The 25,015-nt window shown below is 71.4% G+C and carries 28 protein-coding genes; 14 read left to right on the top strand and 14 right to left on the bottom strand.

Features of this window, described 5'->3' with window-relative positions; genetic code table 11:
* The first annotated feature begins 18 nt into the window (after window positions 1–18).
* The 4 genes from ACWY4P_RS20670 to ACWY4P_RS20655 are packed head-to-tail and all read left to right on the top strand — an operon-like array spanning window position 19 to window position 2,985.
* Window positions 19–504 carry a ribose-5-phosphate isomerase gene (locus ACWY4P_RS20670; RefSeq protein WP_456213003.1) on the top strand — a complete coding sequence of 162 codons (486 nt, stop codon included), beginning with the start codon at window positions 19–21 and terminating at the stop codon, window positions 502–504.
* On the top strand, window positions 504–1,304 hold the full coding sequence (locus ACWY4P_RS20665; RefSeq protein ID WP_456212020.1) for a triose-phosphate isomerase family protein: 801 nt from the start codon (window positions 504–506) through the stop codon (window positions 1,302–1,304). The genes ACWY4P_RS20670 and ACWY4P_RS20665 overlap by 1 nt, the downstream gene beginning before the upstream one ends.
* A complete protein-coding gene (locus ACWY4P_RS20660) occupies window positions 1,304–2,113 on the top strand; it encodes a sugar phosphate isomerase/epimerase family protein (RefSeq protein WP_456212019.1) in 810 nt (269 codons plus the stop codon). Before ACWY4P_RS20665 ends, ACWY4P_RS20660 begins: the two co-directional genes overlap by 1 nt.
* Entirely contained in the window at window positions 2,110–2,985 is an 876-nt protein-coding gene (locus tag ACWY4P_RS20655; protein WP_456212018.1) for a phosphogluconate dehydrogenase C-terminal domain-containing protein, read from the top strand. The genes ACWY4P_RS20660 and ACWY4P_RS20655 overlap by 4 nt, the downstream gene beginning before the upstream one ends.
* 279 nt (window positions 2,986–3,264) lie before the next feature.
* Here ACWY4P_RS20655 and ACWY4P_RS20650 read toward each other — a convergent pair whose 3' ends face one another.
* Genes ACWY4P_RS20650 through ACWY4P_RS20640 form a run of 3 tightly spaced genes read right to left on the bottom strand, consistent with a single transcriptional unit; the run spans window position 3,265 to window position 4,560 of the window.
* Window positions 3,265–3,465, bottom strand: coding sequence for a DUF397 domain-containing protein (locus tag ACWY4P_RS20650; protein WP_456212017.1), 201 nt, complete (start codon window positions 3,463–3,465; stop codon window positions 3,265–3,267).
* Between the two features lie 23 nt (window positions 3,466–3,488).
* Window positions 3,489–3,692, bottom strand: a complete 204-nt coding sequence (locus ACWY4P_RS20645; RefSeq protein WP_456212016.1) for a DUF397 domain-containing protein — start codon at window positions 3,690–3,692, stop codon at window positions 3,489–3,491.
* A 13-nt stretch (window positions 3,693–3,705) separates the two neighbouring features.
* Window positions 3,706–4,560, bottom strand: coding sequence for a helix-turn-helix domain-containing protein (locus ACWY4P_RS20640; protein ID WP_456212015.1), 855 nt, complete (start codon window positions 4,558–4,560; stop codon window positions 3,706–3,708).
* 185 nt (window positions 4,561–4,745) lie between these two features.
* Between ACWY4P_RS20640 and ACWY4P_RS20635 the strand changes: the two genes are divergently transcribed.
* Together ACWY4P_RS20635 and ACWY4P_RS20630 are read left to right on the top strand one after the other, a co-directional pair.
* Window positions 4,746–5,081 carry a hypothetical protein gene (locus tag ACWY4P_RS20635; RefSeq protein ID WP_456212014.1) on the top strand — a complete coding sequence of 112 codons (336 nt, stop codon included), beginning with the start codon at window positions 4,746–4,748 and terminating at the stop codon, window positions 5,079–5,081.
* Window positions 5,082–5,137: 56 nt separating this feature from the next.
* Window positions 5,138–5,458 (top strand): hypothetical protein, encoded by a 321-nt coding sequence (locus tag ACWY4P_RS20630; protein ID WP_456212013.1) that lies wholly within the window; start codon window positions 5,138–5,140, stop codon window positions 5,456–5,458.
* On the opposite strand, the gene ACWY4P_RS20625 is transcribed toward ACWY4P_RS20630, so the two are convergent.
* From ACWY4P_RS20625 to ACWY4P_RS20615, 3 genes are read right to left on the bottom strand one after another with little or no spacing between them, the layout of a single operon-like run.
* Complete coding sequence (locus tag ACWY4P_RS20625) at window positions 5,430–6,236, bottom strand: methyltransferase domain-containing protein (protein ID WP_456212012.1); 807 nt, start codon at window positions 6,234–6,236, stop codon at window positions 5,430–5,432. The genes ACWY4P_RS20630 and ACWY4P_RS20625 overlap by 29 nt on opposite strands.
* 50 nt (window positions 6,237–6,286) lie before the next feature.
* Window positions 6,287–6,538 (bottom strand): type II toxin-antitoxin system RelE family toxin, encoded by a 252-nt coding sequence (locus tag ACWY4P_RS20620; protein ID WP_456212011.1) that lies wholly within the window; start codon window positions 6,536–6,538, stop codon window positions 6,287–6,289.
* Window positions 6,535–6,789: a type II toxin-antitoxin system prevent-host-death family antitoxin gene (locus ACWY4P_RS20615; protein ID WP_456212010.1), complete on the bottom strand. Its 255-nt coding sequence runs from the start codon at window positions 6,787–6,789 to the stop codon at window positions 6,535–6,537. The genes ACWY4P_RS20620 and ACWY4P_RS20615 overlap by 4 nt, the downstream gene beginning before the upstream one ends.
* A 148-nt stretch (window positions 6,790–6,937) precedes the next feature.
* On the opposite strand from ACWY4P_RS20615, the gene ACWY4P_RS20610 reads away from it, so the two are divergent.
* The 3 genes from ACWY4P_RS20610 (at window position 6,938) to ACWY4P_RS20600 (ending at window position 9,282) form a co-directional block, all read left to right on the top strand.
* Window positions 6,938–7,336, top strand: coding sequence for a VOC family protein (locus ACWY4P_RS20610; protein ID WP_456212009.1), 399 nt, complete (start codon window positions 6,938–6,940; stop codon window positions 7,334–7,336).
* A 226-nt stretch (window positions 7,337–7,562) separates the two neighbouring features.
* Window positions 7,563–8,780 carry an MFS transporter gene (locus ACWY4P_RS20605; RefSeq protein ID WP_456212008.1) on the top strand — a complete coding sequence of 406 codons (1,218 nt, stop codon included), beginning with the start codon at window positions 7,563–7,565 and terminating at the stop codon, window positions 8,778–8,780.
* Window positions 8,781–8,916: 136 nt separating this feature from the next.
* On the top strand, window positions 8,917–9,282 hold the full coding sequence (locus ACWY4P_RS20600; RefSeq protein ID WP_456212007.1) for a hypothetical protein: 366 nt from the start codon (window positions 8,917–8,919) through the stop codon (window positions 9,280–9,282).
* A 58-nt stretch (window positions 9,283–9,340) separates the two neighbouring features.
* Here the strand turns inward: ACWY4P_RS20600 and ACWY4P_RS20595 are convergent, their stop codons facing one another.
* The 3 genes from ACWY4P_RS20595 to ACWY4P_RS20585 form a co-directional block, all read right to left on the bottom strand.
* Entirely contained in the window at window positions 9,341–10,612 is a 1,272-nt protein-coding gene (locus tag ACWY4P_RS20595; RefSeq protein ID WP_456212006.1) for a hypothetical protein, read from the bottom strand.
* A gap of 232 nt (window positions 10,613–10,844) precedes the next feature.
* Complete coding sequence (locus ACWY4P_RS20590) at window positions 10,845–11,279, bottom strand: type II toxin-antitoxin system VapC family toxin (protein ID WP_456212005.1); 435 nt, start codon at window positions 11,277–11,279, stop codon at window positions 10,845–10,847.
* Window positions 11,276–11,521, bottom strand: coding sequence for a type II toxin-antitoxin system VapB family antitoxin (locus ACWY4P_RS20585; protein WP_456212004.1), 246 nt, complete (start codon window positions 11,519–11,521; stop codon window positions 11,276–11,278). Before ACWY4P_RS20585 ends, ACWY4P_RS20590 begins: the two co-directional genes overlap by 4 nt.
* A gap of 216 nt (window positions 11,522–11,737) precedes the next feature.
* Here ACWY4P_RS20585 and mfd point away from each other — a divergent pair, with 216 nt between their 5' ends.
* Window positions 11,738–15,277 carry a transcription-repair coupling factor gene (gene mfd, locus ACWY4P_RS20580; RefSeq protein ID WP_456212003.1) on the top strand — a complete coding sequence of 1,180 codons (3,540 nt, stop codon included), beginning with the start codon at window positions 11,738–11,740 and terminating at the stop codon, window positions 15,275–15,277.
* Between the two features lie 83 nt (window positions 15,278–15,360).
* Here mfd and ACWY4P_RS20575 read toward each other — a convergent pair whose 3' ends face one another.
* The 4 genes from ACWY4P_RS20575 to ACWY4P_RS20560 form a co-directional block, all read right to left on the bottom strand.
* The gene (locus ACWY4P_RS20575) at window positions 15,361–16,743 is read right to left on the bottom strand and encodes a nucleotidyl transferase AbiEii/AbiGii toxin family protein (protein WP_456212002.1); all 1,383 of its coding nucleotides are present in this window, start codon (window positions 16,741–16,743) and stop codon (window positions 15,361–15,363) included.
* The gene (locus ACWY4P_RS20570) at window positions 16,740–17,399 is read right to left on the bottom strand and encodes a hypothetical protein (RefSeq protein ID WP_456212001.1); all 660 of its coding nucleotides are present in this window, start codon (window positions 17,397–17,399) and stop codon (window positions 16,740–16,742) included. Before ACWY4P_RS20570 ends, ACWY4P_RS20575 begins: the two co-directional genes overlap by 4 nt.
* A 75-nt stretch (window positions 17,400–17,474) precedes the next feature.
* Window positions 17,475–18,500, bottom strand: a complete 1,026-nt coding sequence (locus ACWY4P_RS20565) for a DUF4331 family protein (RefSeq protein WP_456212000.1) — start codon at window positions 18,498–18,500, stop codon at window positions 17,475–17,477.
* Between the two features lie 275 nt (window positions 18,501–18,775).
* Complete coding sequence (locus tag ACWY4P_RS20560; protein ID WP_456211999.1) at window positions 18,776–20,383, bottom strand: helix-turn-helix domain-containing protein; 1,608 nt, start codon at window positions 20,381–20,383, stop codon at window positions 18,776–18,778.
* Window positions 20,384–20,446: 63 nt separating this feature from the next.
* Here ACWY4P_RS20560 and ACWY4P_RS20555 point away from each other — a divergent pair, with 63 nt between their 5' ends.
* Window positions 20,447–20,959 (top strand): hypothetical protein, encoded by a 513-nt coding sequence (locus tag ACWY4P_RS20555; protein ID WP_456211998.1) that lies wholly within the window; start codon window positions 20,447–20,449, stop codon window positions 20,957–20,959.
* A 135-nt stretch (window positions 20,960–21,094) separates the two neighbouring features.
* Window positions 21,095–21,472 carry a DUF1330 domain-containing protein gene (locus ACWY4P_RS20550; RefSeq protein ID WP_456211997.1) on the top strand — a complete coding sequence of 126 codons (378 nt, stop codon included), beginning with the start codon at window positions 21,095–21,097 and terminating at the stop codon, window positions 21,470–21,472.
* Between the two features lie 16 nt (window positions 21,473–21,488).
* Here the strand turns inward: ACWY4P_RS20550 and ACWY4P_RS20545 are convergent, their stop codons facing one another.
* A complete protein-coding gene (locus tag ACWY4P_RS20545) occupies window positions 21,489–22,424 on the bottom strand; it encodes a phosphorothioated DNA-binding restriction endonuclease (protein WP_456211996.1) in 936 nt (311 codons plus the stop codon).
* A gap of 97 nt (window positions 22,425–22,521) precedes the next feature.
* On the opposite strand from ACWY4P_RS20545, the gene ACWY4P_RS20540 reads away from it, so the two are divergent.
* Both ACWY4P_RS20540 and ACWY4P_RS20535 read left to right on the top strand, forming a co-directional pair.
* Entirely contained in the window at window positions 22,522–22,926 is a 405-nt protein-coding gene (locus ACWY4P_RS20540) for a hypothetical protein (RefSeq protein ID WP_456211995.1), read from the top strand.
* Window positions 22,923–24,980 carry a tetratricopeptide repeat protein gene (locus ACWY4P_RS20535; protein WP_456211994.1) on the top strand — a complete coding sequence of 686 codons (2,058 nt, stop codon included), beginning with the start codon at window positions 22,923–22,925 and terminating at the stop codon, window positions 24,978–24,980. Before ACWY4P_RS20540 ends, ACWY4P_RS20535 begins: the two co-directional genes overlap by 4 nt.
* The last annotated feature ends 35 nt before the right edge of the window (window positions 24,981–25,015 follow it).

Here is a 25,015-nt window from a genome sequence, read left to right as displayed (position 1 = left end):
GCTGAGATGAAGGCTGAGATGAACAACAAGCTCCGTATCGTCGTCGGCTCCGACGACGCCGGCTACGACTACAAGGAGGTCCTGAAGAAGGACCTGGAGGCCAGCGAGCTGGTCGAGTCCGTCCAGGACGTGGGCGTGGACGCCGACGGCCACACCGCCTACCCCAAGGTCGCCATCGCCGCCGCCGAGCTGGTCGCGGCGGGCAAGGCCGACCGCGCGCTGCTGGTGTGCGGCACGGGCCTGGGCGTGGCCATCGCAGCCAACAAGGTCAAGGGCATCCGGGCGGTCACGGCCCACGACAGCTTCTCCGTCGAGCGCGCCATCCTCAGCAACAACGCCCAGGTCCTCACCTTCGGCCAGCGCGTCATCGGCCTGGAGCTGGCCCGCCGCCTGGCGCGCGAGTGGCTCACCTACCGCTTCGACACCTCCTCGGCCTCGGCGGCCAAGGTCGAGCTGATGTGCGCGTACGAGGAAGGCACGGTCGAAGAGGGCGCGGCCGCCTGATGCCCCGTTCCGCCTCCGTCACCATCGGCGTGAGCCTCAAGATGTACTTCGGCCACCACGAGACGCTCAACTGGTGCCGCCGCATCGCGGACATCGCCGACCGGCACCCGGCCGTCACCGGCGGCCTGGCCGAGGTCTTCGTCCTCCCCTCCTTCCCCACCCTCGTCCCGGTCTCCGGCCTGCTGGCCGGCACCGGGGTGCGGGTCGGCGCGCAGGACCTGTGCGCCCAGGACACCGGGGCGTACACCGGCGAGGTCAGCGGCGCCCAGCTCAAGGAGATCGGCTGCGGCTACGCCGAGGTGGGGCACGCCGAGCGGCGCCGCCTCTTCCACGAGGACGAGGCGGTCGTGGCCGCGAAGACCGCCGCCGCGCTGCGCAACGGCCTCACGCCGGTCCTGTGCGTCGGCGAGCCCGAGCGCACCGACGCCGAGCGGGCCGCCGCCCGCTGCATCGCCGAGGTCGAGTCCGCCCTCGCCGACGCCGAGCGGGCGGGGGCGCTCGGCCCGCTCGTCGTGGCGTACGAACCCCAGTGGGCCATCGGCGCGCCCGAACCGGCCTCGCCCGAGCACATCCGCGCGGTGTGCGCGGCGCTGTCCGCGTGGCTCGACGGGCGTGAGCCGCTGGCCGGCAGCCGCGTCGTCTACGGCGGCAGCGCGGGCCCAGGCCTGCTCACCCGGCTCGGCCCGGAGGTGGGCGGGCTCTTCCTGGGCCGCTTCGCGCACGACCCGGCGGCGTTCGAACAAATCCTGGACGAGGCGATGGCGTTGCACGGGGCGGCGGCTGTGGCGGGGGGTGTGTGATGGCCCTCGGCCTGAGCACCTACGCCTTCTTCTGGCAGATCTCCGGCAAGGCCCCGCACCCGCTGACGGTGTCGGACATGCTGCGACGGACCCACGAACTGGGCGTCGGGGTCTTCCAGATCTGCGACTACCCGCTGATCGAGACCTTCTCCGACGCCGAGTTGGCGGAGCTGCACGCCCTCGCACAGGAACTCGGCATCCAACTGGAGCTCGGCACCCGCGGGGTCCGCCCCGGGCACCTGCTGCGCTATCTCGACCTGGCGGACAAGCTGGGCGCGACCTTCATCCGCTCCATGCTCAACACCAACGACCACCGGCCGACGGTCCCCGAGGCCATCGCCCTGCTGCGCGAGGCGCTGCCCGCCTACGCCGAGCGCGGGGTGACGCTGGGCCTCGAGACGTACGAGCAGGTCTCCACGGACGACCTGCTGGCCGTCGTCACCGGAGTCGACAGCCCGCACCTCGGCGTGTGCCTCGACCCCGGCAACAGCGTGGCCCGCCTGGAGCGGCCCGCCGACGTCATCGACCGCACCGCCCCGTACGTGGTCAACATCCACGTCAAGGACTTCTCCTTCACCCGCCGCGACGGCTGGGTCGGCTTCACCTTCGCCGGCTGCCCGCTGGGCGAGGGCCTCCTCGACTACGGCCACATGGTCGGCGCGGCCCGCCCCGAGGAGCGGGGCGTCAACCAGATCGTGGAGCACTGGCTCCCGTGGCAGGGCGGTTTCGAGGAGACCGCCCGACTCGAAGACGCGTGGACCAAGCACAGCGTCACCACCCTGAACACCCTGATGAGGAGCTCCTCATGACCACCCCCACCGCAACCGAGCCCAAGACCGTCGCCGTCGTCGGCGCCGCCGGAAAGATGGGCCTGCGCGTCTCGGCGAACCTCGAGAAGAGCGACTTCCGCGTCCTGTTCAGCGAGAACTCCCCCAAGGGCCAGGAGATCCTGGCCGAGCTGGGCCGCGAGGTCATCGACGCCGAGAAGGCCGCCGCCCAGGCGGACGTGGTCATCCTCGCCGTCCCCGACCGCGTCCTCGGCGCCGTCTCCGAGGCCCTCGTGCCCGTCATGAAGCCGGGCTCGGTCGTCCTCACCCTGGACCCGGCCGCCGCCTACGCCGGCCTGCTCGCCCGCCGCGACGACGTCTCCAACGCCTGCGCACACCCCTGCCACCCGTCGGTCTTCCTGGAGCGCACCACCAAGGAGGAGTGGGCCGACACCTTCGGCGGCATCGCCGCGCCCCAGGAGGTCGTCGCCGCGTTCGAGTCCGAGGACGAGGCGGCCCGCGAGCTGACCGAGACCGTGATCCGCACCATGTACGCGCCCGTCGTCGACGTCCACTGGGTCACCGTCAAGCAACTGGCCGTCCTGGAGCCCACCCTCGTCGAAACCATCGCCTGCATGGTCGGCGCGCTCCTGACGGAGGCCCTCCACGAGACCGTCCACACAGTGGGCGTTCCGGAGTCCGCCGCCCGCGCGATGCTGCTGGGCCACACGCAGGTGGCCCTCGCCAACACGCTCAAGGGCGACAACCCGTTCTCCGACGCGTGCCTGATCGCGATGGACTACGGGCGCGAGTCGATCGTGCGGGACGACTGGAAGAAGGTCTTCCAGGACGACGAGCTCGACAAGGTCATCACGCGCATGCTCAAGATCAAGGAGATCCGCCGCGCGGCGTGAGCGCGTTTGGCCTCCGGCCGTAGTGGGGGCGACGGCCCAGCGCCGCTGGGCGGCATTCGACCCGGCCGTCTGCCCCGCCGTCTCGCGCCTTCGGCACACTGCGGCCGGCGAGAGGCGGGGTGGGCGGCCCGGCCCGGTGCGCGGTGCGGGTTTGGTGTGCGGTGGGGATTTGGTGTGCGGTGGTGCCGCCGGAGGCTCGCCCCACCCCACCCTTTTTAAAAATGCTTGCTTCCGGTCAAGCGTTTTTTAAAAGGGTGGGGTGTCCGGGGGCCTGCTGGCTCAGTCTGCGGCGAGCTGGTCGAAGGCGTCTGCCTTGACGGCGCGTATGAAGACCCCGAACGTGGCAGGGGTGGCGGCGAGTGTGGCGTTGGGCCCGTCGCTCTCCCGCATTTTGACCCTACCGTCACTGTCGAGGGCTACGTAGACGCAGTTCGCCGCATTCGGGCTGTACGACGACTTCCGCCAGTTGTAGGTGGGCACGCGTGCTCCTCACGGACTACGGACTACGGGCTGAGGCGGTCGAACTCGCCTGTTTTGACGGCGCGTATGAAGACGCCGAAGGCGGTGGGGCGGGTGGTAAGCGTGACGTCGGGTGCGTCGCTCTCCCGTATATGGACCCTGCCGTCACAGCTGGTGGCGACGTTGACGCAGTTCGCCGCGTTGCCGCTGTACGACGACTTCCGCCAGGTGTAGGTGGACGTGGACACGGATGTTCCTTCGCTAGAAGCCCTGCGCAATGTGGTGGATCACGTCGCGTGACGCCGTCGACTTGAGGGCAAGGGCCTCCATCCGGTTCAGCGTGCTGCGATACCTGGTCAGTTGAGGCTGGGTGTCCAGGAACTCGGAGCCATGGTCCGTGTCGAGCTCCACGGTGTCCAGATGCGGAACCGAACCGCTGAGGTGGACGATTGCCTGCCCAGAGCTCGGGAAGGCACCCGAGCCGAAGGGGATCACCAGCACGGTGATGTGCTCCTGCTCGCTCATCGAGAGCAGGTGTTCAAGCTGTGCGCGGGCTACGTCCGAACCGCCGAAATCCATGCGCAGAGCGGCCTCGTGGATGATCGCTGTCAGCGAGCTGGGCCGCTCTCCGTAGAGAATCGCCTGCCGTTTGATCCGGTACGAGACCCGGTGCTCGACCTCATGCGGGGCGAGAGGCGGCTCGACAGCGCTGATGATCGCGCGAGCGTGATCCCTCGTCTGCAGGAGCCCGGGCAGATGGATGACACAGGCGATCCGCATGGCCCGGGCGTGGTGCTCCAGCTCGGCCATGTCGAGCATGCTCGGCGGGAGGATGTCGCGGTATTCGTCCCACCAGCCCCGGGTGCGGCCGCCGGTCATCTCCGCGAGCGATTCGATCAGCGCCTGATCCGCGCAACCGTACGCCCGTGCCATGGCACGTACCCGGTCGGCACTCACCGCATAGCCCCCGGACTCGATACTGCTGACGCGCGACTGTGACGAACCGAGCAGTACGCCGGCCTGCGTGGCGTTGAGCTCTGCCCGCTCCCGTAGCCGACGCAGTTCGGCACCCAGCCGACGTTGCCGAATGGTCGGCGGAAGCTTGATCCGGGCCATCGTGCTTTCCCTCTCGCTCACGCGTGGTGCCGTTCACCCACACGAGGGGTGTTATGACGTATCCCATCGATTGGGTTCACTGGATCATAGCTCGTGGCTATGGTGTAACTCACACCCAGAGGCGGGGAATTGCCCCGTTGGTCGCGTATGCCCTGCCCAACTCCTCCTCGTGACGGGAGACTTCCATGGCCACCGTATCCCCCCAAAACCCCGGCGCCGCGCCGTTCGATTTCGACCAGGAGGTGTGCGCACTCGTGCTCGATACCGCACCCCGCATGTTCGCCGTGGTGCAGGAATACGACCTGGAGACGGAGTGCGCGGACGCGCACGTCGCTGCCTGGGGCATGGCGTACGACGACGGCAGCGCGCACGTGATCGGCGTGGGCGGGGCGGTGACGATGTCGCTCGGCTCGGCGGAGCGCGCGGTGTGGCACTACGGGCGCCGCAAGGGGGTCTCGGCGCGGCTGGTGTGGCTCGCCCCGGGGGCCGGTGCCGCGTTCGCGCGGGCCGAGGCCGCGTGACGGCGTCGAACGGATCTATCGATCCCTGGCGCGGAGGAACCGTGCCAGGGGCTCGGTTGGCCGAGCTGCGAGCCGCACTCACGCAGGTCGCGCCCTCCCGCCTGGCGGAGATGACGTCCGAGCGGGATGCGGTCTTCGCGATGGCCGCAGAGTCCAACAGCTTCGGGCCGATCGCGATGTTCCAGCTCAAGTGGGCCACCTTGATCGAGATCGAGCGTTCCTCCGACAGGGCCCGGCGCCTGCGCGCCGCCGAGCACGCCGCCCAGACGCTCGACAAGGGCGACCCAAAGTGGCAGGCGGCCATGGATGAGATCCGGAAGATCATGCAGGTCGCCCGCGCCGAGGCCGTCAGCGGGCGACCCGGACCCCTGAGGTGAGGAAGAAGGTCATGGCGTAGGTGAACCGACCCGTGCTGACCGCTTGATCGAACTGGGCGACGAACCTGTCGGCGTCGGCCGGGGCGAGGTATCCGCGAGCGGCGGCTGTGTGGGCCCAGCTCCGAAGTCCCATCACGTTGTCGACGGCCGTGGGGTCCCGGACGACCAGAGTCCGGGCCTCCACCGTGACGTCTGCCAGCGCGCGGGCCGCGAGCATGCCGGCGTGGCGATGGGCCAGCGTGCCGTTGCGGAGGTTGGCCTCGGCGCGGAAGCGCAGCACCTGGGTGGCGAGGTCCTGATCCTCGATGTCGAGGACCTGCGTGGAGTAGTCGGGGTCAGCCAGTACGATCCGCCCGCCGGGGCGGACCACGCGGGTCATTTCGTCGACGACCCGTTCGGGATCGGCCACATGCTGAAGCACGCGGTCCGCCCACGCCCCGTCCAGGCATGCGTCCCGGAACGGCAGATGGTGTCCGTCCGCGACGACGACGTGTGCGAGGCCTGCGGCTTTCATCGAAGTGGCCATCGTCAAGGAACGGTCCGCGCCCACGGCTCGCGCCCCGGTCTCCGCATGCAGCGCCAGCGCGCCGGCCCCTGTACCGGCGCCCACGTCGAGATAGCGTCCGCCCGGGCGGGCCTGCAAGAGCTCGCGCAGCCGCCGCTTGTACGCGCTGTAGAACGGCTCGGCGGCCAACCGCTTCAGAACGTCGACGAGTTCGATCGGCCGTGGTTGGCGGTCGACCGCGGTGAAGGCGTGCGGCACGTGGGCGTGGCTCATGGAGGAAAGGTAAGCGGCTGGGCAGGGGCGACGTCCTGCCCGCGTGCAGATCAGCCGGTGCGACCGAGATGCATGATCATGATGGTGACGGTCGAGTCCGTGATCTCGTACATGACCCGATAGAAGCCCACGTGCATGCGGCGGAGATCTGGTGACCCATATTCGGCGGTGCCTATTGGGCGCGGATTGACGGCGAGGAGATCGACTGCGGCGAAGACCTGCTGTAAGCCCTCGGGGTCGTCCTTGAGGAAGCGCGCCGCGGCGTTGATTGCCGGTTCGTCCCAGGTGATTCGGAAGTTCAATCCTGCTCCAGGCCCAGCCGCCTACGGACCTCTTCGTGCGGGACGCCGACGACTTCGCCCGTCGCCTGGCGGATCCGATACTGCGCCAGCGCGAGAGCGTCCTCCAGGTCGGCGAGTTCCTGGGGATTTATCAGCACGGCAGCAGGCTGGCCGTGGTCGGTGATGGTGATGCGCTCGCGGGAGTGGGAGGCGCGGCGGACAAGTGACCCGAATCGGGCCCGGGCCTCCGTCATGGGCAGTACATCAGACATGTGCAGAAGTGTACACTACTGTACATGTCTGGGTGGCTGGCGATGTGTCCACCCGCAGGCGGTTGCTGTCAGGGGCGCGAAGCAATGGGGATCACACTTCTTCGTCCATAGCGCCATGCTCCCCGACACCACTCATTAGTGTGCCGGTATGACGGCGATCAAGCAGATCTCGTTGGGCGTGAACGACGACAGGAGGGCGGGCGAGTTCTGGCGTCAGGCGCTGGGGTACGTGCAGCGACCTCCCCGCTACGAGGGCGATGACTGGATCGTCCTGGAGCCGCCGCCGGGTGAGTCCGGAGTCGCCATCGCCATGGACGTGAGTGAAAGTCCCGCAGATGAGTTTCCCCGCATCCACTTCGATCTGGACGCCGGTGACCGTGATCTCGATGACGAAGTAGGCCGCCTTGTGGCGCTGGGGGCGCGGCGTGTCGACTGGCGCCACTATCCGGAAAGCCTGGCTCCCGGAGGGCGGCCGTACGTCGTGCTGGCCGACCCGGAAGGCAACCGGTTCTGCGTCGAAGGGCAGGAGCCGTCGGCCCAGGCGTGAGCGGCGGCGGTCAACGGGCGTTGACGCAAACGCAGTACTCGGGCGGCAGCGTGCGGTACCTCATGGCGGCTCATGAACGAAACGTAACGGGCGAACCAGTGGCGAGAAAGCGACATCAACGTCTGAAGCCACTGTTGGTGTCGCAATCCCGCCAGTATCTGGTCGGCGCCCTTGGTGAGCTGGTGGTCACACAGCTTATGGAACGCCCGACAAAGAGCGGAAACTCATGCCCACGGCTACTGTGACCTCTGCCCGAAGCGCTGAATCTGCGAGTCGCTCAGCCATGACTTCATGGCTGGCGGTGGTCTCGGTGATGATGGGCATTTTCTCCATCGTCACTACGGAGATCTTGCCCATCGGCCTGCTGACATCGATCGGCTCAAGCTTCACCGTCTCGGATGGAATGGCCGGGCTGATGATGACCATGCCAGGGTTCCTGGCTGCGCTCTCCGCCCCTCTGGTCACCGCGGCCACGGCGCGAATCGACCGTCGGCTGATGCTGTGTGCCCTCATTCTCTTGCTGGCCATGGCCAACTTCCTCGCTGCGGCGGCCTCCAGCTACTGGCTCGTTCTCGTTTCCCGGGTGATGGTGGGGATCACCATCGGCGGGTTCTGGTCCATCGGGGCCGGGCTGGCGAGCCGCCTGGTACCGGCTGACTCGGTGGGGCGGGCGACAGCGGTCATTTTCTCGGCGGTGCCGCTGGGGTCGGTGCTCGGTGTTCCTCTGGGCACCTTCATCGGAGACGCCACTAGCTGGCGGATGGCATTCGTGGTCATGGGAGTTCTGGCCGTCGCCGTCTTTATCGCGCTGCTTGCGGTGCTGCCCCCGCTCCCGCCCGAGCAGGCCACTCGTCTGGCCGTGCTCGGCGGCATGCTCCGGGGTGTCAACACACGCTTCGCGCTGACCGTGACATTTCTCGTCGTGCTCGCCCACTTCGGGGCGTACACATACATCAACCCGTTCCTGGAGCAGGTCACCCAAGCGAGTTCCGGCCTCATCACCGTTTCCCTGTTCATCTACGGAGCCGCGGGAATCGTCGGCAATTTCGTGGGCGGATCCCATGCGGCCCGCTATCCACGCGCCACCTTCGCGGTCGCGGCGGCGATCATCGCCACTGCGACCCTGCTTTTACCGGTGCTCGGCCAATGGCGCGCGGGGGCGATCGCTCTTCTGGTGATCTGGGGAATGGCATACGGCGCCGTCCCGGTCTGCTCTCAGACGTGGTTTGCCAAGGCGGCTCCCGGCGCCAGGGAGGCGGCGTCGGTCATGTTCACCACGTCGTTTCAGGCCACGATTTCGTTCGGAGCGTTGGTTGGCGGTGTCATCGTCGACCGGTCTTCCCCGTCGACGGTCATGACGTGGGGCGGCGTGGCCGCGGTGTTGATGGCTCTGGTCGCATGGCTCCACCACGCACTGCGCATTACGTGGCCCGAGGCCGAATAGGCACTGTCCTGGCGATGGGGCTCCGCATCCAGGGGCGCGGGCCCATGAGTGCTCCTGTCGGGCCAGCCGCGCGACGGTCGCTTGCACCTCGTACGATCTTCCGCTGGTGGTCGACGCAGCTCTTGGGGGACGAAACGTGGAACGACCGGACGACCGCTTCGCATCGGCCCTGCGCTTCGCCACGGAACTTGTCGCCTGGGCGGCCACCCCGTGGGCCTTGTCCGAGTACTCATGGCTGCTCGCCATCTTGGCGGTGGCGGTACTGATCGGCCTTCCGACCGTTTTCTCCACCCCGGGAGACAAGAAGCAGGTGATCATCCCGGTTCCGGGGTCGGTCACGATCCTGCTCGTGCTCCTCCAGCTCGCTGCCGCCGTGATCTCCGCGTGGTTGGCATGGCCCATCTATGTGGCAGTCCTTGTGTCTCTCCTCGCCGCCGCCACCCTCGTCACGGAACGCCGACGTTGGCGGTGGCTGGTCTCCAAGGATCCGCACACCGCCTGAGCAACTCGGGCCCCACCGCGATGTGCTCACGCTGGCCATCCAGGGCGCGCCGCGTCGGTCAGCCGCCGGTGGAATAGGCGGCGACCGCGCCGCGCATGAGGTTCGCGTCGTCGTTGAGCTCGATGTCGATGTAGCCGACGGCCCAGATTTCGTGGGTGCCGGGCACCAACTGCAGGTCGCTCAGTTCGAAGTGCTGGCGCCGGTTCGCGGTGCTGCTCGTCTCGGAGCGGTCGACGACCGGCTTCGGTTCCTTGATCACATGCAGGGTGCCGTCGGCGGTGCGGTGTTGCCGGCCGCCCAGGACGAACCCGCCCGCGCCGTCCTGGGTCGCCGACATCGCGGGGTAGGGATGGATCTTCACAGAGCTGTCCAGGGCCTTCGGGGCCTTCCGCCAGCGCGAGCCGTCCCAGTGCAGCGCGAGCGGCGTGTCGCGCGTCTCCGCGGTGTCTTCGTCGACGGTGTAGCTGTGCGAGCCGAACGCCCAGGCGCTGTCCTGGTCGATGGCGACGATCTCGGTCAGCGAGGCGTCCTCGTCCGGCTTCGGCTGGGGGGAGCGGTACTCGGGCGTCGTCGCCGACCGCCACTTCTTCCCGTCGAAGTGCATGATCGCGGGCTGATTGTCGCTGTAGCCCGCCGCCCAGACGTCGTCCGGGCCGCTCGCGGACAGCGCGTTGGCTTGGTGGGGCAGGGTGTGCCTGGTCCAGCGCTCGCCGTCCCAGTGGTGCGCCACGGCACCGTCGGCCCCCATCGTCGAGTCTAGCGCCCACACGTCGTCGGGCCCCAGGACGGCGACGTCCTGCACGCTGAAGTCAACCGAGGTCCTGCGCCACCGGTGGCCGTCCCAGCGCACGGCCTGCGGCGCCCCCTTCGAGTCGATGCCGCCCGCCTCGATCTGGTCGGTGAACAGCCACACGTTGTCGGGGCCGGAGGCGTCCAGCTGGGTGTTGGAGAACTCCGCCCCCTTCACGGGACGCAGTGGCATCTCGGCCCGCCGCCATGTGGAGCCGCGGCGGTGCAGCAGGACGTAGTCGCCGACGCCGTCCTCCGGCATCTCCCGGCCCATGGCCCATCCCTCGTCCTTGGAAACGGCGGCTATGTCGAACAGGCTCGTGTCACGGGACGGGCTGACGTAGTCGTACCGCCAGCGTGTCGAGCGCGGCTTGGCGGAGTCCTTGTCTCCGCCCCCGCCCCCGCCCCTGCCCTCGCTTTCGCTGTCGCATCCGGTCATGACCAGCAGCAGGGCCGCCACCAGCGGTGCCGCGCGGCGCGGCCGACGTGTTCCGGTGCCGCACCGGGTCCCTCTCGAAGGTGCTGGGTGGTCGTGCGTCATCAGGACCGTCCTTGAAGGGGGGCGCGAGCGACTGTGTCAGCTGTTTAGCAGGCTGGGCTCGGGAGGGGTCCCGCGGCGACGCGGGTAGCCGCCCTTTCCTGCTGTCGACCGACCGCTGACCCGTCCAGCGCGACAGGTTGGCCTGCCTGTGTCCCGGACGGCCACTCACTCACCAGGGGGAGGAGGGCCGAATGGGTTGGACCGCCGGTCATCGATCAGCGGAGCGGACGTGTCAGTGGCGCAGCGGATTACGGGTGGTGAGCGCGGGAAACCGGCTGAAGTCGCGGTCCGCCGACCACAGTTCGCGCACGCCACTGCTCACGCACAGGGCTGCGATGCGGCCGTCGTGCACCATGGGGCCGGTGACTTTGCCGTCTTCCAGCGACTGCCGCAGGGTCGGCCAGTAGGTGCCCGCCTCCGAGAGGAGAACCACTGAGGGTGAGGCGAGCCAGGCGTCGATCTGCGCGAGTGCCTGGGCTGTGGTGCTCGGCGGCTGGTAGATGCGCGGGTGCGTGGCGATCGAGAAGAACTCGTGCAGGCATGGCCATGGCAACGCCCAGGGAGCTCGCCCCTCGGCCAGTCGTCTGACCTGTGCCGCCGCTGCCGCATGGAAAGGGCTGTCGGATCGGTGTGCGTACACCAGGATGTTGGTGTCAACGGCGATCACAGGCGGTCCCCGTATGCGAGACCGCGAAGCTGCTCCCAGCTCGCCCCTAGCGCTTGGGGCTGCAAGCCCTCGCCTCCCACACTGGCGTCCTGGAGCGTGAACGAGTGGCTGCGGTGCGCGTGCTGAGCCAGTACCGATCGCAACCCTTCTTCGATCAGCGCCCTGAGTGTCGTTCCTTCCTCGCGCGCTGTCCGCCGAGCCTCGTCCAGCAGTGCGTCGGAGATCTCCACGGTTGTCTTCATATGGCTAACCATACCGATGGGCCCATACTGCCATACGGGTGACGGACTGTGCTCGTGCGTGTGCATATGGTGCGGATCCGGGTTGTGGGTGTTGCCCCGGGCGGTGAGGGAACCCGGCGGACGTTGTCGGCGGGTGGCCGTACTCTGGAAGACCCCCGGCCCGTGTGACGTGTCGGGTCATTCGCGTTGTTCGCCTCCGGGATGGAATAGCCCCTTATGAGCCTTACCGGTCTGCTCGACGCCGTCGTACGGGACCCCGCGCTCGCCGAGGCGGTTCAGGCCGCCGCTAACGGCGGGCGTCACCATGTCGACCTGGTCGGCCCGCCCGCCGCCCGACCCTTCGCCGTCGCCGCGCTGGCGCGCTCCGCCGGGCGGCCGGTGCTGGCGGTGACGGCTACGGGGCGGGAGGCCGAGGATCTGGCCGCCGCGCTGCGGTCGCTGCTGCCACCGGACGGGGTGGTGGAGTACCCGTCGTGGGAGACGCTGCCGCACGAGCGGCTGTCGCCGCGGTCGGACACGGTCGGCCGGCGGCTGGCCGTGCTGCGGCGGCTGGCGCATCCGCGTGCGGACGACCCCGCGGCCGGGCCGGTGTCGGTGGTGGTCGCGCCGGTGCGGTCGGTGCTGCAGCCGCAGGTCAAGGGGTTGGGCGACCTGGATCCTGTGAGTCTGCGGTCGGGACAGAGCGCTGATCTGGGAGAGATCGTCGACGGGCTGGCGGCCGCCGCGTACTCGCGGGTGGAGCTGGTCGAGAAGCGCGGCGAGTTCGCGGTGCGCGGCGGGATCCTGGACGTCTTTCCGCCGACCGAGGAGCATCCGCTCCGGATCGAGTTCTGGGGCGACGACGTCGAGGAGATCCGCTACTTCAAGGTTGCCGACCAGAGATCCCTGGAGGTCGCCGAGCACGGGCTGTGGGCCCCGCCCTGCCGTGAGCTGCTGCTGACCGAAGAGGTGCGGGAGCGGGCGGCGGCGCTCGCCGAGGACCACCCGGAGCTGGGCGAGCTGCTGGGCAAGATCGCCGAGGGGATCGCGGTCGAGGGCATGGAGTCGCTCGCGCCCGTGCTCGTGGACGACATGGAGCTGCTGCTGGACGTGTTGCCGGCGGGCAGCATGGCCGTGGTCTGCGACCCGGAGCGGGTGCGGACCAGGGCGGCGGACCTGGTGGCGACGAGCCAGGAGTTTCTACAGGCGTCCTGGGCGGCCACCGCCGGCGGCGGCGAGGCGCCGATCGATGTGGGCGCCGCCTCGCTGTGGAGCATCGCCGACGTCCGCGACCGGGCGCGCGAGCTGGGCATGATGTGGTGGTCGGTGAGCCCCTTCACGGCCACCGACGAGGACATCGAGGAAGACACGCTCAAGCTGGGCATGCGCGCCACCGAGACCTACCGGGGCGACACCGCCCGCGCGCTCGCGGACACCAAGGGGTGGCTGGCCGACGGCTGGCAGACGGTGTACGTGACCGAGGCCCACGGCCCGGCCTCCCGTACGGTCGAGGTGCTGGGCGGCGAGGGGATCGCGGCGCGGCTGGACGGGGACCTCGCCGAGATCAAGGCGTCCGTGGTGCATGTGGCCTGCGGCTCGATCGAATACGGCTTCGTGGACCCCGGCCTCGGGCTGGCCGTGCTGACCGAGACCGACCTGTCCGGGCAGAAGGCGGCGGGCAAGGACGGGGCCCGGATGCCGGCCCGGCGGCGCAAGACCATCGACCCGCTGTCCCTCCAGGCGGGCGACTTCATCGTCCATGAGCAGCACGGCGTCGGCCGCTATATCGAGATGGTGCAGCGCACCGTCCAGGGCGCCACCCGCGAATACCTGGTCGTCGAGTACGCGCCCGCCAAGCGCGGCCAGCCCGGCGACCGGCTGTTCGTGCCGACCGACCAGCTGGAGCAGATCACCAAGTACGTGGGCGGCGAGGCCCCGACCCTGCACCGCCTCGGCGGCGCCGACTGGACCAAGACCAAGGCGCGCGCGAAGAAGGCCGTCAAGGAGATCGCGGCCGACCTGATCAAGCTCTACTCTGCCCGCATGGCCGCGCCCGGCCACGCCTTCGGCGCGGACACCCCCTGGCAGCGCGAGCTGGAGGACGCCTTCCCGTACGCGGAGACCCCGGACCAGCTGACCACCATCGGCGAGGTCAAGGAGGACATGGAGAAGTCGGTCCCGATGGACCGGCTGATCTGCGGTGACGTCGGCTACGGCAAGACCGAGATCGCGGTGCGGGCGGCCTTCAAGGCAGTCCAGGACGGCAAGCAGGTCGCCGTGCTGGTGCCGACCACGCTGCTGGTGCAGCAGCACTTCGGCACGTTCAGCGAGCGGTACGGGCAGTTCCCCGTGGTCGTCAAGGCGCTGTCCCGGTTCCAGACGGACACCGAGGCGAAGGCGGTGCTGGAGGGGTTGCGGGAGGGCTCGGTCGACATCGTCATCGGCACCCACCGCCTGTTCTCCTCCGAGACCAAGTTCAAGGACCTGGGCCTGGTCGTCGTGGACGAGGAGCAGCGCTTCGGCGTCGAGCACAAGGAGCAGCTGAAGAAGCTCCGGGCCAATGTGGACGTGCTGACCATGTCCGCCACCCCCATCCCGCGCACCCTGGAGATGGCGGTCACCGGCATCCGCGAGATGTCCACGATCACCACCCCGCCGGAGGAGCGCCACCCGGTGCTCACCTTCGTCGGCCCGTACGAGCAGAAGCAGATCGGCGCGGCCATCCGGCGCGAGCTGCTGCGCGAGGGCCAGGTCTTCTACATCCACAACCGGGTCGAGTCCATCGACCGGGCGGCGGCGCGGCTGCGCGAGATCGTCCCCGAGGCGCGGATCGCCACCGCCCACGGCCAGATGGCGGAGACCGTGCTGGAGCAGGTCGTCGTCGACTTCTGGGAGAAGAAGTTCGATGTGCTCGTCTCGACGACGATCGTCGAGTCCGGCATCGACATCTCCAACGCCAACACGCTGATCGTCGAGCGCGGCGACAACTTCGGCCTCTCCCAGCTGCACCAGCTGCGCGGCCGCGTAGGCCGGGGGCGCGAGCGCGGATACGCGTACTTCCTCTACCCGCCCGAGAAGCCCCTGACCGAGACCGCCCATGAGCGGCTGGCGACCATCGCCCAGCACACCGAGATGGGCGCGGGCATGTATGTGGCGATGAAGGACCTGGAGATCCGCGGCGCGGGCAATCTGCTCGGCGGCGAGCAGTCCGGTCATATCGCGGGCGTCGGCTTCGACCTGTACGTACGCATGGTGGGCGAGGCCGTCGCCGACTACCGCGCCACCCTGGAGGCGGGCGGCGGGGAGCCGGAAGAGGCCCCGCTCGAGGTCAAGATCGAGCTCCCGGTCGACGCGCATGTCCCGCACGACTACGCGCCGGGGGAGCGGCTGCGGCTCCAGGCCTACCGGGCCATCGCCTCGGCGGCCAGTGAGGAGGACATCCGCCACGTCCGCGAGGAGCTCACCGACCGCTACGGCAAGCTGCCCGAGCCGGTGGAGAACCTGCTGCTGGTCGCGGGGCTGCGGCTGCTGGCGCGGGCCTGCGGGGTCGGCGACATCACGCTCCAGGGCTCCAACATCCGCTTCGGGCCGGTCGAGCTGCGCGAGTCGCAGGAGCTGCGGCTGGGGCGGCTCTATCCGCGGTCGGTGATCAAGTCCGCGACCAAGCAGGTGCTGGTGCCCCGGCCGGCGACGGCCCGGATCGGCGGGAAGCCGCTGGTGGGGCGGGAGCTGCTGGCGTGGACGGGGGAGTTCTTGACCACGATCCTGGGGGCGTAGCCGCAGGGCCTGCGTTTGTAGTGAGTATGAGACAGCGACACGCCGACACCACGGCGTGTCGGTGTCTCATACTCACTACAACGTCACTGCGGGGGTGCCAGCTGCCGTGACGCCTCGACCGGGTCGCCGAGGACCTGGCTCAGGTCGTACGCCTTGCGGCTGAACGACCGGAAGGCGTGCACGGCCTCGGCCGCGTCCACGATCTCGCAGTCGGCGCGGCCGAGCAGCTCGCGAGTGATCACGACGGCGTTCTTCGCGTGCACATACCGATCGACCAGGTGCTCCTGGAGCGCGTCCATGCCGGAGTCCGCCAGCAGCTTCCCGCAGTCCCGCGTCCACTGGGCCAGCCAGGCCGCCCGCTCCAGGTACTCGGCGGACTCACCGCTGCCGTCGTCGAGGGCGGCGTAGGTGGGGGCGAGGGCCTTGAGGAGGCGGGTGCGGTACTCGCTGTGGCGGCCCTTGAGGTGCGGATGGTCCTTGGCGAACTCGAACCAGTTCGCCTCGACGGTCCCGATCCACTCCAGGAGCACCGGATTCCGCTCGTAGTACCCGTACTCGACGCCCTGGAACACCTGGCGCAGCAGCTCGAAGCGTAGCTTGGTGCACTCGGCCAGCAGGACCGCGTCGTACAGGTCCTTGCCTTCCGGGTGCATGTCCGTGATCAGCCACAGGATCTTCCAGGCGAGGGAGAGCTCGGGCGTCGCCGCGTTGAGCCGGATCTGGGGCTCGGTGCCTTCTGCGGATCCGTCCGGGCCGGTGTGGCGGCCGGTGCAGCGGGGGATCGAGGTGAGGGCCGCGGGTGCGGGCAGCGGCTCGTTGAAGACGAAGTCGAGCTGAATCGTGCCCGGCGGCACGCCGTCCTCCCCGGACGTCCACGGTATGACCAGGCGGCGGCCGGGGACGCGGTCGTACGTCCAGATCTCGTCGCTGACCGCGCCCCGGGAGTCGACGCGGACGGGGCCCCTCGCGCGCCGGGAGTTGAGGTCGGCGGCGCGCGCGATGCCGTCGAGCATCCGGCTCGTGCGCTCGTCCGCCAACTGCCAGGAGTCGGGGACCACGACGAAGTCCAGGTCGCCGGGCTCCCGCGCCGCCTCGCCGTACCAGGCCTTGAGCAGCACGCTGCCGCGCAGCACCAGATGGTCGGCCCACGGCGAGTCCGCGACGGCGGCGAGGACGAGGTCCGTGGCGCGGCGGCGGGCGGCGTACCAGCGGCGGCCGGCCTCCGCGTCCTCGAACTGCGGCTCGCCGGCCCGCATCGCCCGGTGGTGGTGGGCCATGGACGGGTCGAACACCGGGCGCTGCAGGACGCCTTCGCCGAGGACCGGCCGCAGCGACTTGGGCAGATGCATCCGCGCGGCGGCCGCCTCGTCCAGCGTCTCCTGGGGGATGGTGCCGTCCTCCGGCCACGGGCCCCAGCCCAACGCCGTCCACGACGACGCCGACGATGTCGACTCTGTCTCTGTCATCGCGCTGCCTCCTCCTCGGCTATCCAGCCCGCGTCCAGGCCCTCCTCGCTGTCATACACGACGAATTCCCGCTCTATCGACACGATTTCGCGGGCACCCGCGCGCAGAGCGGCGGTCAGCGCCGCCAGCCGGCGGCCCGCCGTGTCGCGGCCGACCAGGCGGCACCGCTGGGTGACGAAGCGCTCGGCGCGCCCGTCGGGGCGTACCCGGCGGGCGTTGCGGGAGAGATGGGCGGCGTGGGCGCCGACGACCGGCAGGAGTTCGGCCGCGTCGTCGGCCGCGTCCAGGAGCAGCTTGATGTGGTGCTCGAAGTAGTAGCGCGGGCCGAGGGTCCGGCCGTCCTCGTCGGACACCGGCACCCCCTCGGCCCACGGCGCCGCCTCGACCTTCGTCCGTACGACCGTGAAGCCCGCGCCGGCCAGCCCGGCCGCGGCGTGATCGGCGGCGGAGCGGGCCGCCGGCAGGGTGCCGGCGGCGCGCAGGGTCAGCATCGGCTGGGAGGGTACGCGGCCACGGTCGAGGACGATGTGGGTGAACTTCCAGGCGCGCTCGGCCGCGTACCGCTCCAGCGCGCGGTACGGAACGGGGGAGTCCGCCCTCCCCGTGACAGGGCGGACCGTCAAATGGATCTCGAACTCGCCGGTGACCGTGAACACACCCGAGATGTTCTCAGGCGGGCGGTTCGAGAGCGGGGGCCGGGCGGCCGCGGTGCGGCGGCCGGGGCACGGTCGTCAGGGCCGCGCCCCGGCCGCCGCGAGGTAGGGGAAGACGTCGCTCGGCACCCCCGTGGCCGAGCTCGCGTCCAGCCCCAGCTTGACGGGGGCGCCGAGCACCAGCTCGAACATCACCTCCGGCACGCAGTCGGTCAGCCCGCGCCCGTTGCGCCGGTCGACCGCGAAGACCGCCTCGCTGCCCACCTCGTAACGCAGCAGGTCGGGGAGGAACAGATCCCGTACGCGGGCGGCGTGCGCCGCGGCGTCGGGCACCGCGCCCACGGCCGCCGCGGCCCGCTCGGCGGCCCGGAGGAGCTCGGCTCCGTAGCGGCCTCGGTCCTCGGCAGGCTCGGTGGCGTTGAAGTCGATGTGCCGCTCGGCGTCTTCGAGGTCGAAGAGCGTGTTGAGCAGCGGGTTGGCACAGCGGTTGATCTGCCGCCAGCCGCCCGCGTCGGTGGCGAGCACGGTGGAGCCCCAGAAGCCGATGGCGGCTCCGGCACCGCCGAGGGCCTCGTCCGGCACCTCCAGGACGATCGCCTGGACGTCGGTGCCGGCGAAGAGGTTGGCGGCCCGCGCGGGCTCGAAGTCCGCCAGGTCGGGCGCGGTGCCCTGCGCGATGCCGGTCTTCACGGCGGTGACGACCGTGCCCTCGATCCAGAACGGATCCCCGGCCGGGCCCGCCCACGCGCGCAGTCCCTCCGGCGTCTGCGCGGGCTCGCCGGTGGCGCCGGTGAGCAGCACGGGGGCGTCCGCGAAGCGGTCGCTGGCGGCCGCGCCGTCGAGGCGGCGCAGCTCCCAGCGCTGGCTGCCGTCGGCGGCCGGGGCCGAGAAGGTGAAGCGGTAGGTGATGTCCTCGACGGCGTCGCCGTCCGTGTCCACCTTGATCTCGTAGCGGCTCTCGTCGTCGTGGAAGCCGCCGCCGCCCGAGAGCGGGTTGACGTTGACGACGAAGACGGTGCCGGCGGTGCCGCGGAAGAGGTAGGTGTCGCTGATGTCGAGCCGCGGATCCTGGCGGGCGAGCTCCGAGTCGTGGTGATGGCTCATCAGCGGTCCTGTTCTGTGCGTGGGGCCCGGAGGGCCGTGCCGACGCGGTCACCGTACGGAAGAGGGGGGATCGCGCGTACGGCCCTCAGGGAGGATGCGAGGTCGGCTCCGGCACGGTCCCCCGGGGCTTGCCCAGGACAGTACGCGGGGGGCGGTGGGCTCCGCGAGGAACACTGTGCACAGTCACGGCGTGCGGCGGTTGCGCTTCGAACGGTGATCTCAGGTGCTGATCTCAGGGCGGGGATGGCGGGGATGGCGGGGGTGGCGGGGGCGGCTCAGAGCGAGCCCGACGCCCGCATCGCCAGCCACAGCTCGTACTTGGCGCTCGGCGCGCGCAGCAGCGAGCGCCCCAGCACCTCTTCGGCCCTGGCCAGCCGCTTGCGCGCGCCGGGCAGCGAGATGCCGAGGGCGGCAGCGGCGGCGGGCAGCCGGGCGTCCGCGCGCAGCCAGACGCGTACGGTCTCGGAGACGGCCGCGGGCCCGGCCTCGTCGAGCGGGCGGAGCTGGGCACGGGCCCACAGCCCGGCGGCGGGGGAGGACAGCAGGGCGTCGAGCGAGGCGGCTGCCGGGGCGGGGGCCGCAGGTGCTTCTGCGGGCGTTTCGGCGGGCCTCTCGGTGGTGTCGGGCGGTGCGCCGTGCAGCCGCAGCGCGAGCCAGGCCGCGGACTGGCCGGCCAGGCTGCGGCCGATGTCCAGGTCGAGCAGGTCGCCGATGAGGCGGATGCGCGCGGCGAGCGTATTGCGGTGGATCTTGAGATGGCGGTTGGCGGCGCCGCCGAAGCTGAGCCATGAGCCGAGCGTGCCCAGCAGCTCCTGCGGGCCCGGGTCGGCACGGCGCGGCGGGACGTACCCCAGGCAGGGCCCCAGCAACTCCCGCGCCCACAGCCGCCCCTCGGGGCCCGCGAGCGCCGTGGTGCCGGTGTGTCCGCCGAAACCGGCGTACCGCTGGGGCGCGCCACGGGCCACGGCGAGGGCGTGGAACGCCTGCTCGTAGCCGACCGAGGTGTCCCGCAGCGGGTGCTCGGCGCTCGCGCCGACCCGGCACTCGGGGACCTGCCGGACGATCAGCCGGGCGAGCCCGTCCGCGTCGGACGCGGGTCCGGTCCTGGGCCCGCGTTCTGGTTCCGGTTCAGGTCCCGGCTCTGGTTTCCGCTCCGGCGGGACGAGGGCGATGAGGTGGTTGGAGCGTACGGGGCAGGGCACGATCCACGCCCGGCCCCGTGCCACGCGGTCGATCCTGCCCGCGATCTCAGGCCGCCGACGGGCCGGACACTCGACCACGTACACCCGGGCGAGGGCGGGCAGGACCGGGCCCAGCGCCCCGGCGATCCGCTGTGCGGCGGGCACGCTGCCGACCATGAGGAGGTGCAGCACCGCCTCGCGGCTGTGCGCCTCGGCGGACTCGACGCGCCGGCGGGCCCGCTCCGCCTCCTCCAGCCGCCGGCACAGCGCGAGGGTGCGGGCGGCGTCGGCGAGCAGGACCCCGCAGCGCGGGTCATCGGGCCCGACGACGGCGAGGTACGGCGGCTCGTCCTCGCCCGCCGCCCGGGCGGCTCCCGGCGCTCCGCCGGGCCCGAGCCGGACCAGGTGCACGGCGCGGTCACCCTCGCCGCCGAGCACGGCGGACGGCGCGCCGCGGCGGCGCAGTTCGATGGCGGCCGGCGCGGCGTCGGCGGCGACGCCGGATTCCGTGTCCGGTTCCGATTCCGGTTCCGGTGTGGCGAGGACCGCGCCCGTGGGTGCGACCAGCGCGGCGCGGCCGCCGGTGCGGCGGGTGAGCCAGGCGAGGATGGCCCGTACGGACTCCGGTTCCGCGGCGAGTCGGGCCAGCGCGAGCAGGTCGTCGGCGCGGTCGGCCCGCGCTTCCGATGACGCTGGTCCCATGGGGGAAAAGGGTAGTGCTACGGCTTTCGGGCGGCGAGTGTGGCGTCGGTTAGGGTCGGCCGGGTGACCGCCGTCATAGCCGCCATGATCACCGCCGTCGTCGGCGTTCTGGGCACGCTCTTCGCTCCCATGCTCCAGCAACAGATGACGGCTCGGCAGCGCGCCGAAGAGGCGCGCGCCGAGGACCGGCGGCGCCGCACCGAGGAGCGCCGGACCGCCTACACCGCCATGAACCGCGCCTCCCGGCAGTTCCACACCCTCCTCAAGGACGCCCTGCACCGGATCAGGGACGGCGTCTACGCGGAGGAGGACCGCACCGGCCTCGAGGAGGCCCGGCGCGAGTACCGGGACTGCTACGCCCAGGCGCAGATGATCGTCCCCGAGCGGGTCCTGGAGGCGTCCCGCGACCTCAACACCGTGCTCGCCGGGATCGACGCCATGGCCAAGCGGATCGACCGGGGTCTGCCGCGCGAGGGGGAGACCGCCGCGGCGGCGCTGGTCGAGCTCAAGGAGGCCGAGCCGAGGCTGTCGGCGATGCGGCGGGTGATGCGCGAGGACCTGGGCATCACGGACTGACGGGCCCCGCGCCCGAACCGGCCGTCGTCGCGCAGGCCGGCCCCTCGCCTTTACCTCGCAGGTAATCGACGCCGTCCCGCGCCCACGAGAGCCTGGACGGCACCCGCCCCCACCAGCGCACACTGTGGAGTAGCCATGCCCCCCGCCTTCGGACTCGCCCACCTGCGCGCCCGCACCCCGCACCCCGACATCCTCGAGTACCTGGAGCGGATCCAGGCCACGCTCGACCCCTACGGCGGCCACTTCGTCATCCACACCGGCGAGTTGGAGGTGGTGGAGGGCGACTGGCCGGGGAGCGTGGTCCTGATCGAGTTCCCTGGTTCCGCGGAGGCCCGCGCCTGGTACGAGTCGCCCGCCTACCAGGAGATCCTGCGGCTGCGGACGGACCACATCGAGGGCGACCTGATCCTCGTCGAGGGGGTCGGCCCCGGCTACGACCCGGGCGAGCGGGCCAGGAAGCTGCGCGCCACCGACCCGGAAGGCTACGCGGGCGCGCAGGCCCCGGCGTCGTAGCCGCGCACGCCGCCGGTCACCCCTCCGCCGCCACCCGCGGCTCGCCGTGGAAGACCTGCGCCATGTGCCAGTCGATGTGCTCCCCGGCGACCGGCGCGCTGCCCGGCCGCGGCCCGAGCACCGGCCGCCCGCCCAGCCGCACCACATACGTGTGGGCGGCCTCGCTGCGGCCGGTGAAGTGCCGTGACACCAGGATCCGCCGCTTCCCGTCAAGGCCCAGCACGCCCTTGTCGAACAGCTTGTGGTGGAGGGAGCACAGACACAGCCCGTTGGCGAGGTCGTCCGGTCCCGCGAAGGCCCACCACCGCACATGCGCGGCCTCCAGGCCCACCGGCGTACGACCGCCCGCCCCGCCGCCCGTGCCGCCGATCGCCCCGTCGTACCCGCAGAACGCGCAGCGGCGTTCGTACGCCGCCAGCACCCGCTCCCGCATCTCGGCGGCCCCGCGGCGTATCCGGCGGGTGCCGCGCGCTCCGTCGCCGACGGTCAGGTCCAGCCCGGCGGCGTCGGCGAGGTCGGGGTGGAGGGAGGGCGCGAAGTGCTGGTCGAGGAGGAGTTGGGCGAGGCGGCCGAGCAGGGCGGGGTCGGCGGCCAGCGCGGCCCGCAGGCCGGGCGCGAGCCGCCCGGCCGCCCCGCTCGCGCGCAGCGCGCCCAGCGCCGTGCCCGGGCTGCCCGCGCCCGCGTCGGTCCGCACCTCCCACACCCCGTCGCTCACCAGATGGTGGAACGGATAGGCGGCGTTGGTGCCGCGCCTGGGCCCGTACCCCTCCAACAGCCGCTTCAGATCCGCCTCGACCTCGGTGAACCGCAGCGCCTCGCCCGCGTCCCGCTGGAACCGCCCCAGCGCGTACAGCATGAGCAGCGGCTTGTGCGGCGCCCGCTCCCCGTTGCGCGACCACTGCCGCAGCGTGCGCACGCGCTCGGTCCAGTCGGTTCCGTCCGTCCCGTCCATGCCGCCACGGTAGCGGGGGAGTTGGGGTGGCATGCTGGACCACGCGGCCGAGCGCATATCGACAGGGCCGGGTACGACAGAACGGGGAGATCGCATCGTGGACGCTCTGATGGTGGCCAATCAGCTCGCGCCCTACGCCACGGCGGCGGTCGGCGCGTACGGGACGGCCGTGCTGACCCGCGCGGCCGACGCGGGCGCCGACGCGAGCGTCTCGCTGGGGCAGCGGATCCTCCAGCGGCTTCGGGGCCGGGAGGAGAGCGGCGAGGACATCGACGGGGCGGTCCAGGACCTGGCCGCCGCGCCCGAGGACGAGGACTTCCAGGCGGCGTTGCGGGCGCAGATCAAGCGGGCGCTGCTCGCCGACCCCGAACTCACCGCCGAGCTCGCCAGCTTGCTCCCGGCCGGTGGTACGTCCTTCACCGCCTCCGGGCAGGGCGCCGTCGCCGTCCAGCACAACTCCGGCATCATCAGCACCGGAAGCGACACCACCATCCAGCGATGACGCAGCAGCCGTTCAGGCCCGGGGAGGCGTCCGGGGACCGGGCCGTGGCCGTGGGCCACAACCAGGGCATCGTCAGCACCGGGGACGGGGCCACCATCGACAACCGCACGGTGCGGCTGCCGGCCGAGGCGGTCAGGGCCCCGGCGGAGGTGGCGGCGCCGCCCGGGCTGAACAATCTGCCGGCGCCGCGCAGCGGGGTGTTCGTCGGCCGCGAAGAGGACATGGCGCGCCTCGACGGGGCCACCGGTGCCGGTGCCGGTGCGATCGCCCCGGTTGTCGTGCACGGGCTCGGCGGCATGGGCAAGAGCACCCTCGCGCTGCACTACGCCCACCGCCACCGCGACCGGTACAACCCCATCTGGTGGATCCCCGCCGAGTCGGCCGACACCATCGGCCTCGGCCTCGCCGCCCTCGCCACGCACCTGAACCCGTACGCCGACCTCACCGCCGCCTCCGGCGTCGAGGCAGCCGCCTGGGCCACCACCTGGCTCCAGGCCCACGACGGGTGGCTGCTCGTCTTCGACGACGCCGTCGCCCCGGGCGACCTCGCCCCGGTGCTCGGCCCCCTCACCACCGGGCGGCATCTGATCACCAGCCGCCGCGCCACCGGCTGGCACCACCTCGCCCGGCCCGTGGCGCTCGACACCCTCACCCCCGACGCCGCACTGGAACTGCTCATGCGCATCACCGGCCCGACCGATGGCGACATTGCCCCCGAGCTCGCGGAGCTGGCCGCCGAACTCGGCCACCTCCCGCTGGCGCTGGAGCAGGCGGCGGCCTATATCCAGCACACCGCCCTCACCCCCGCCGCCTACCTGGCGCGGCTGCGCCGCCACCCGGCGCGGATGTTCGCCACGTCGGCCGACGCCGCCTCCGCCGGACCGGACGCCGCCCAGCAGCGCACCATCGCCCGTATCTGGCAGCTCACCCTGGACGCCATCGCGGCCCGCGACCCGCTCGCGGTCGAGATCCTGCGTACGGCCGCCTGGCTCGGCCCCGACGATGTGCCGCGCGACCTGGCCGAGGCGCTGGCCGACGACCCGACGGGCGGCCCGATAGACGACCCGATAGCCGTCGACGAGGCGCTGGCGCTGCTCCACGCCTACAGCATGATCACCCTCACCCCGCGCACCTTCGCCGTCCACCGGCTCGTCCAGGCCGTCGCCCGCACCCCCGACCCGGCCGACCCGCACCGCGGCGCCGACGCGATCGCCAGGGCCCGCCGCCGCGCCTCGGAGCTGCTCGCCGCGACCCTGCCCGAGGACCCGCTGTTCAACGTGGCCGGGTGGCCGCGCTGGCGGGAGCTGCTGCCGCATATCGAGGCACACGCGGCGCTGACCGAACCGACCGCGCCCGGCCAGGACGACGAGGCGGTCGACCGCGTCCTGTTCGAGGCGTCGGCCTTCCTCCTCGGGGAGGGCCGTACGGACCGGGCCATCGCCTTCGCCGAGCGCTCCGTCGCGGCCTCCGAGCGGCTGCGCGGCCCCGACCACCCGCGCACGCTGAGCTCGCGCAGCTACCTCGCCAGCGCCTGCCGCTCGGCGGGCGACCTGGACCGCGCGACGCCGCTGCACGAGCGCAACCTGGCCGACTGCGAGCGGGTCCTCGGCCCCGACCATCCGGACACCCTGGCCTCCCGCTCCAACCTGGCCCATCTGTACGCGCTGACCGGCGACCTGGAGCGCGCGGCGCCGCTGCACGAGCGCAACCTGGCCGACTACGAACGCACCCTGGGCGCGGACCATCCGCACACCCTGGCCTCGCGCGCCAACCTGGCCGCCGTCCACCGTTCGGCCGGCGACCTGGACCGCGCCGTCCCACTGCACGAGCGCACCCTCGCCGACCACGAGCGGGTCCTCGGCCCGGCCCACCCCGAAACCCTAACCGCCCGCTCCAACCTCGCCTACGCGTACGAGCTGGCGGGCGACCCGGACCGGGCCGTCCCGCTGCACGAGCGCGTCCTGGCCGACCGCGAGCGGGTCCTCGGCCCCGGCCATCCGCACACCGAGCTCGCCCGGGACCTGCTCACCAGGGCCCGCACCGCCCGCGCTTGAGCGCCTTTCCCGCTCCGCTCACGTTCCCCGCTCCG

It is taken from the genome of Streptomyces sp. LZ34, assembly GCF_053890475.1.
Note: the sequence above shows the minus strand (reverse complement) of the source record. Positions and strands in the feature narration are given on the sequence as shown.